The following is a 7,486-nucleotide window of genomic DNA, read 5'->3' as shown; positions in this document are numbered from 1 at the left end:
ATCAAACACGCCGGCAAGCTCCCGCAAGAGCTCTACAAATCGCTTACCTGGGATCGCGGCACCGAGATGGCGGGGCACAAACGCTTCACCATCGCCACTGACATTGCCGTGTATTTCTGTGACCCAAGCATCCGTGGCAACGCGGCTCCAACGAGAATGCGAACGGGCTGCTGAGACAGTACTTCCCAAAAGGCATCGATCTGTCGACTTATTCGCAAGCAAAACTCAATGCCGTGGCGAGGAGGCTGAACGAGCGTCCAAGAAAGACGCTCGATTACGAGACACCAGCTGAGAGATTCCATCAAGCTATTGCATCGACCGGTTGAATCCGCCCTAGAAAGCGGTCGTTTGGCTCAGGAAGATGAAGCTCCGTTCATCGGCGTGCCCGTCGGCGAGTAACGCCTGCTCATGCGCGACAAAGGTCCGGATGCCGGTTCATTCGTATGCACCGCTGGTTCTTCAGACTGTTGGAGAATCTCTCGCAAGAAGAAGGCCGCAGGCCGACACGGTCTATCGCGAGCCAACGTCGCCCGCTTCCGCGGGAGTGCACCCACTTGGGCGACCGATCGCTGTCGCAGTAGCGCACTCGTAAAAGAAAGAAGTCGAGGTCGCTAGCCGTTTCTCGCACATCGCAAAACCGCGCTCCAACCGGAGTATGGCAAAAATATGACAGATTATTCCTTTTATAAGAATATTCTGTTATGCGCGATTTGACTGGTGTCCCGCACCCGGCTTTGTAAACTAGCGCCGCTTTTATTCAAGTAAACCTCGGGTGCTATTTCATGAAGAAGATTTCGATTGCCGTCGCGGCCTGCACAGCTTTTGCATTATCCGCTGCCAACGCGCAGAGTTCGGTCACCCTCTACGGCCTTGTCGATGCCGGCATTGTTTATACGAACAACGTTCAGACCGGTGCCCCTAGCCATGGCAGCGGGCGCGTCGCACTCGCAAGCGGCAATATCAGCGGCAGCCGCTTCGGACTGCGCGGTGCGGAAGATCTCGGTGGTGGTCTCAAGGCTGTTTTCGTGCTGGAAAACGGCTTCAACCTCAACAACGGCGCACTCGGCCAGGGTGGCCGCATCTTTGGCCGTCAAGCGTATGTTGGCTTGAGCAGCAACCAATACGGCACCCTCACGATGGGCCGCCAGTATGACTCGATGGTCGACTTCGTCGCGCCGCTGTCCGGCACGGCCGGCACGTTCGGTGACTCAGGCTTCGCGCACGTGTACGACAACGACAACCTGCAACATACTGTCCGTTTCAGCAACTCGGTGAAATTCTCGAGCAACGACTACGCCGGCTTCAAATTCGGCGGCATGTACGCGTTCAGCAACAGCACCAGCTTCACCGTCGATCGCGCGTACAGCGCCGGGGCGAGTTACAACAACGGCCCGCTGCGACTGGCCGCGGCCTACCTCCAGATCAACGGCTCGGCGGCGGCGAGTAACCCTGCAGGAGCAGTAAATCAGAGCGTCGCGGCTGACCCGAGCGAGCTGAAGTCGACCGCGGGAGGCGGCAACCTGACGGCGAATGTGCAGCGCACGTTGGGTGCAGGCATCGGCTATACGTTCGGCCCGGCCACGGCCAACTTCGTCTACACGCACAGCCAGTACCAGAATACGTCCGCATTCGGCCTGACGGCGCCGAACGGTTCGGTTCACTTCGACAATTACGAATTGAACGTCAAGTACGCACTGACGCGGGCGCTCTCTGTCGGCCTCATGGATACCTACACCGACGCTCATCTGAACGGTGTGAGCAAGTCGAACGTCGGCTCCGATCCAAAGTGGAACCAAGTCAACGCGATCGCGCGCTACTCGCTGTCGAAGCGCACGGAACTGTACGCTGAAGCAATGTACCAGCACGCGATCGGTAGCCACAATGCCGCAGTGATGTACAACGCCGGCGGCTTCTCAGCGACGAACAATCAGGTGATGGGCGCCGTCGGCATGCTGGCCCGTTTCTAAGCGGCAGTCAGAAACCCATCCCCGCGGACGTTGGGACGGATGGTTGTACGAGGACAGCGAGACGTTCCTCTCTGGTTGTCGCGACGCATTTTTTGCGTGCGGTACTAGCGGAAGTTTGGCGGAAAGCGCCACCGGCCAGCGACACAATGCGGAAGGGAACTTGGGAAAGCGGGTCATTCTTGGCCAGTTCTGGCTCAGGAGCGCGGTGTCCCATCGGGTGAGATCCGGCAAGCGCTAAGGCGTCGCCGCTGATCAGCCCTGGTAACGCGAGTGGTCGGGCTTGAAGCGGCATCCGAGCCGATAACGCGAACCGGGATGGACGAAGCGCACGAACGTGACCGCGGCATCGCCCGACCATGTGCGGCGCACGAGCGTGAGACACGGCTCGTCGGGTGCCATTTCGAGCAACTCGGCTTCGGAACGCGTCGGCAGGCATGCATCGACGACGTGTTCGACCTCATGCGCCGGCACCGTCGCCGCGAGATACTCGGAAGGGCGCTGGACCGTGAAGTCCTGTTCGAGAAACTCAGGCGCGACGGCAGGATTCACGTAGCGGTCTTCGAGACGCACCGGCACGCCGTTCTCGCGATGCACGCAGATCAGGTGAAACACCGAAGAACTTGGCGGCAGGCTCAGTGCGTTCGCCACGCCGGCGGGCGCGCTCTCGCGCTGCACGAGAATCGTCTCGGAACTGTACTCGTGGCCGCGCCCGCGGATTTCATCGCCGATGTGAGCGATCATCAGCAGCGTCGACTGCGGCTTCGCCTCGGCGACGAACGTGCCGACGCCCGACAGCCGCGTGATCCAGCCCTCGGCCGTCAGTTCGCGCAGCGCGCGGTTGATGGTCATGCGCGACACGCCGAGCGAGTCGACGAGGCTCAGTTCCGAAGGAACGCGATCGCCCGGCCGCCACGTGCCCGCCTCGATCTTGCTGCGGATGTAAGTCTTCACCTGCACGTAGCGGGCGAGCGGGGCGTCCGCGTCAGCATCGGAATCGGCGGTTCCGAGGGTCTGGTGCGCCCGCTCGGCCGGCTTCGCATGCGGGGATCCCGACATCGCGCCGCCTCCTCAGTGCCGCGCCGAGCGCAAGCGCCCGAGCGTTTCGATGAAGAAATCATTGTCGTCGCGGCTGCCGGTCGAAACACGCACGCATTGTGTGAAGTTCTCCTCGCGCCACGGTTTCACGATCACGCCCGCGCGCATCAGGCGTTGCGCAAGCGCGTCCGCGTCTTCGTGTGCGTCGAAGAACAAAAAGTTTGCGAGCGATGGCGCGCAAACGTAGCCCATCGCCATAAGTGCGGCGCGGATGCGTTCGCGCTCGCGGATCGCGTGCTGCACGCTGTCGGCGACATACGCAGCGTCCGACCATGCTGCGAGTGCCGCACATTGCGCGAGACGGTTAGTGTTGAACGGCGTGCGCACGCGGTTCATGAGATCGGCGAGACGCGCGTCCGACGCAATGCCATAACCGATGCGCAAACCCGCGAGCCCGTAGGCCTTCGAGAACGTGCGCAGCACGAGCCACGGCGAGTGCGATTGCTCAAGTGCCGGCAAGCTTGCCGCGTAAGACGGATCGACGCGCGCGTATTCGAAATACGCCTCGTCCCAGACGATCAGCGTGCCCGGCGCGACCGCCGACAGCAGTCGCCCGAATTCGTCGCCCGAAAGCGCCGCGCCCACGGGGTTCGACGGATTGCTCACGAACAGCATGCGCGTGCGCGGCGTGAGCGCTTCGCAAAGCGCATCGACGTCGAAGCGCAGGTTGCGCATCGGCACGGCGCGCACGCGTGCGCCCGCGAGTTGCGGATAAATCATATGCAAGCCAAACGAAGGCGTGACAGTGACCACTTCATCGCCGGGCGAGAGAAACGTCCGCGCCGCCACTGCCAGCAGATCCTCTGACCCGTTGCCGAACAGGATACGCGCGGGCTCGACGCCGAGCGTCGCGCCGATCGCCTCGCGCAATGCGCTGCACGACGGGTCCGGATAGAACGCTACGCCTTCCTCGACCGCGCGCTGCAACGCCTCGCGCACGAGCGGACTCGCGCCGCAGGGATTCTCGTTGCTCGCGAGCTTGGCGACGCGCGACACGCCGAACTGTTCGCGCACGCGCTCCGCCGATGCGCCAGCATTGTAGGCGGGCAGGTCGCGCACTTCGAGACGCAACGCCGCGATGAACGCATCGGTGGGGCTCATTCGGTTTCTCCTTCGCCGCCGCGCGACCAGAACGCGTTGCGGTCGAAGTAGTTTTGCAGGAACTGGCGCAGACGCGGCTCTGCGGCGTCGTAGAAGACTTCGCGGGGCTTGCCTTGCACGGCGATGCGTCCCTGATCAATGAACATCACCTTGTCCGCGACCTGCGCCGCGAAACCCATCTCGTGCGTGACGACGGCCATCGTCATGCCGTCGCGCGCGAGCTGCTTCATCACCTGCAGCACTTCGCCGACGAGTTCGGGATCGAGCGCGGACGTCGGTTCGTCGAAGAGCATGATGTGCGGTTCCATTGCGAGCGCGCGCGCGATCGCCACGCGCTGCTGCTGTCCGCCCGAGAGCTTCGACGGATAGGCGTCGCCCTTGTGCGCGAGGCCCACCGTGTCGAGCATCGCGTTGGCGCGCCGCTTCGCGTCCGCGCGCGGCAGGCGCCGCACTCGCAAGAGCGCCTCCATCACGTTTTCGAGCGCGGTCATGTGCGGCCACAAATTGAATTGCTGGAACACCATGCCGATGTTGCGCCGCACGCGATTGATCTCGCCCTGCGATGCACGCACGCGGCGGCCGTTCTTTTCGCCGTAGCCGAGCAGTTCACCTTCGATGCGCACTTCGCCTGCGTCATACGTTTCGAGCGCGGCGAGACAGCGCAGGAGCGTGCTCTTACCCGAGCCCGACGGCCCGATGATGCAGACCACTTCCGAACGTTCGATGTCGAGATCGACGCCGCGCAGGACTTCGACGTCGCCGAAGCGCTTGCCGAGATCTCGCACTTCGATCAACGGCGAGGAGGGCGAGGGCGTCTCTATGACAGGGGACTCGGAGGCGGAAACGGGGAGGTCGATCATGGCATTCATCGGTTCACCTGGTGACGAGGCACAACAATCCGCATGGTCCGCATGTCAGACGAGAAAGCGCGTGAGCCGCGCCTCCGCCCAAAGTCCTGCGCGCGACGCGAGTTCGACGAGCAGCAGATAGCACAAGCACAGCGCAAGCAGCGTCTCGACGAAGGCGAACGTCGCCGAGCCGATGCCGGTCAAGACGAACGTGAGTTCGGGAACGGTCACGATCGACAGCACCGCGGTTTCCTTACTAAGCACGATGATCAAGTTGACGATGGCGGGCATGATCAGTACGAACATTTGAGGAATCTGGATGCGCAGGACGATTTGCCAGTGCGACATGCCAAGACACGACGCCGCTTCGAGATGTCCCGGTGGCACCGCGCGAAAGCCCGAGCGGAAGGCCTCGGCGAAGTACGCGCTGCCGTAGAGTCCGAGGCCGAGGATGCCCGCCGTCAGCGGTTCGAGCGTCAGCCCGAACGACGGCCCGCCGTAGTACAGCAAAAAGAGCTGCACGAGAAACGGCGTGCCGCGAAAAAGTTCGATGTAGACGCGCAGCACGGCACGCACCCAGCGTCCGCAAAAGAGTTGCAGCAGCGCGATGGCGAAGCCGATCGCGAGGCCGAGCACGACACCGGAGATCCACGTGCCGAGCGTCGTCGCGAGTCCCGCGCCGATGGCGGACAGGTTGTGCGTGATGACGGCGGGGTCGAATTGCTGCATGGCGTCGTCCTCAGGCGTGTTGCAGCCGCACTTCGGCGGCTTGCGCGACGAGCGACAGCGCGCCGCAGATCACGAAATAGATGAGCCCCGCCGCGACATACGCCTCCAGCGGCCGGTACGTGCTGGCCGCGATGTTCTGCGCGGTGCGCGTAATTTCGGCGATGCCGACCACCGAGATCAGCGACGACGCCTTGATGAGCAGCACCATCTCGTTCACGAGCGACGGCAGCGTCAGCCGGAACGCCTGCGGCACGAGGATGCGGCGCAGCGTGTCGAGCGGCGGCAGGCCGAGCATGCGCGCGGCTTCGATCTGGCCTGGCGGAATGCTGAGAAAGCCGCCGCGTAAAATCTCTGCGATATACGACGCCGAACAGAGCGACACCGTGCTGATTGCGGCGACGAGCGGCGGTACGTTGATCCCGGCGAACGGCAGAAGGTAGTAGACGAGCAGCAACTGCACGAGCATCGGCACGCCGCGAAAGAAGAATACGTACGCGCTGCCCGCCGCGCGCCAGGCCCGGCTCGGCGAGAGCCGCGCCGAGCACACGCCGATCGCAACGAAAAACCCGATCACGAGCCCGGCGAGCGAAATGCCGATGGTCGCGACCGCCGCCTGCAACAGGAGCGGGATGCCTTGCACGAAAACAGTCATGCTGAACATGGGGCCCTCCGTGTTCGGACGCTTGACGCGCTGGCTCAATAGTTCGGCGCGGGCAGCGTCGGCGGGACCTGCATCGCGACGCCGAACCACTTCTTCTGCAGCGTGGCGAGGCGTCCGTCCTTGTCGAGCTTGAGGAGCGCGTTGTTGAACGCGTCGGCGAGCGGCTTGCTGTCCGCGTCCTTGCGCAGGCAGTACGCGAAGTACACCTTAGCGCCGAACGGCGGCTGGACGACCGCGAACGTCTCCGGTCGCTGCTTCGCGACGTAGGCGATGTTGGTCATCGAATTCGCCACCGCGACGATCCGGCCCGCCGCGAGGTCCGCGTACGCCTGGTTGTTGTCAACGTATTCGCGGATTTCCGGCGGCTTCGGCAGCGTGGCCGCGTAGGCCTTCAACTGATCGAGCTGCGCCGAACCTTTACCGGCCCCGACGGTCTTGCCCGCTACATCGGACGATTTCTTGAGGTTCGAATCGTTGGCGCGCTTGAGGAAGGCGTCGGTGGCATCGGCAACGGGCAGCGTGTATGTATAGCGTTCCATGCGCGCTTTAGTCACCGTGATCGGGCCGCCGACCATGTCGAACTTGCCCGCTTCGAGACCAGGCAGCACGCTCGGCCACGGCAAGTCGATGAAGCGCACCTTCACGCCGATCTCCTTGCCGATCTCCGCGAAAAGATCCTTGTTGAAGCCCGCTTGCTGGCCGTTTTCGAGGAAGTCGAACGGCGCGAACTGCATCTCCGTGCCGACCACGAGTTCGCCCGCCTTCTTCACCTTCGCGAGCTGATCTTCGGCATGCGCGCACACGCTCGCGGCGCACAGGGTCAACATCAGCACTCGACTTCTCCAGCCTGCAAGGATATTCATCAGAGTCTCCGGGGTAGCAAAGCGGTCGTCGCGGGTCCAGCAGAGGGTGGTCGGCGCGGTATGCGAGGCAGTATATACCGCGAAATTTCGATGACCAAAAAGAAATTCTTTGCGGATTCATAGGCACATGAGCTTGCCGGAAACTCGCGGTGCGGTTCGGTGCGTTGCAACTTGCGCCGTTGGAATTGGCGGTATATACAACCGGAGATGCGTCATGCCGTG

Annotated in this window: 7 protein-coding genes and 1 pseudogene; 2 read left to right on the top strand and 6 right to left on the bottom strand. The window is 62.9% G+C overall.

Going from position 1 to position 7,486, the window contains the following annotated elements:
- Together AWB75_RS32885 and AWB75_RS32880 are read left to right on the top strand one after the other, a co-directional pair.
- Window positions 1-326, top strand: a pseudogene (locus tag AWB75_RS32885) (IS30 family transposase); the annotation flags it as partial.
- 456 nt (window positions 327-782) lie between these two features.
- Complete coding sequence (locus AWB75_RS32880; protein ID WP_061128158.1) at window positions 783-1,967, top strand: porin; 1,185 nt, start codon at window positions 783-785, stop codon at window positions 1,965-1,967.
- Between the two features lie 252 nt (window positions 1,968-2,219).
- Here the strand turns inward: AWB75_RS32880 and hutC are convergent, their stop codons facing one another.
- The 6 genes from hutC to AWB75_RS32850 are packed head-to-tail and all read right to left on the bottom strand — an operon-like array spanning window position 2,220 to window position 7,264.
- Window positions 2,220-3,023 carry a histidine utilization repressor gene (hutC, locus tag AWB75_RS32875; RefSeq protein WP_061128157.1) on the bottom strand — a complete coding sequence of 268 codons (804 nt, stop codon included), beginning with the start codon at window positions 3,021-3,023 and terminating at the stop codon, window positions 2,220-2,222.
- 12 nt (window positions 3,024-3,035) lie between these two features.
- On the bottom strand, window positions 3,036-4,163 hold the full coding sequence (gene hisC, locus AWB75_RS32870; RefSeq protein ID WP_061128156.1) for a histidinol-phosphate transaminase: 1,128 nt from the start codon (window positions 4,161-4,163) through the stop codon (window positions 3,036-3,038).
- Window positions 4,160-5,032 (bottom strand): amino acid ABC transporter ATP-binding protein, encoded by an 873-nt coding sequence (locus AWB75_RS32865; protein WP_061128155.1) that lies wholly within the window; start codon window positions 5,030-5,032, stop codon window positions 4,160-4,162. The genes hisC and AWB75_RS32865 overlap by 4 nt, the downstream gene beginning before the upstream one ends.
- Window positions 5,033-5,077: 45 nt before the next feature.
- The gene (locus AWB75_RS32860; protein WP_061128154.1) at window positions 5,078-5,740 is read right to left on the bottom strand and encodes an amino acid ABC transporter permease; all 663 of its coding nucleotides are present in this window, start codon (window positions 5,738-5,740) and stop codon (window positions 5,078-5,080) included.
- Window positions 5,741-5,750: 10 nt separating this feature from the next.
- Entirely contained in the window at window positions 5,751-6,401 is a 651-nt protein-coding gene (locus AWB75_RS32855; protein ID WP_061128153.1) for an amino acid ABC transporter permease, read from the bottom strand.
- Window positions 6,402-6,436: 35 nt separating this feature from the next.
- Window positions 6,437-7,264, bottom strand: coding sequence for a transporter substrate-binding domain-containing protein (locus AWB75_RS32850; protein WP_061128152.1), 828 nt, complete (start codon window positions 7,262-7,264; stop codon window positions 6,437-6,439).
- Window positions 7,265-7,486: the final 222 nt, after the last annotated feature.

Source organism: Caballeronia catudaia (assembly GCF_001544755.2).
GTDB classification, from domain to species: Bacteria; Pseudomonadota; Gammaproteobacteria; order Burkholderiales; family Burkholderiaceae; genus Caballeronia; species Caballeronia catudaia.
Note: the sequence above shows the minus strand (reverse complement) of the source record. Positions and strands in the feature narration are given on the sequence as shown.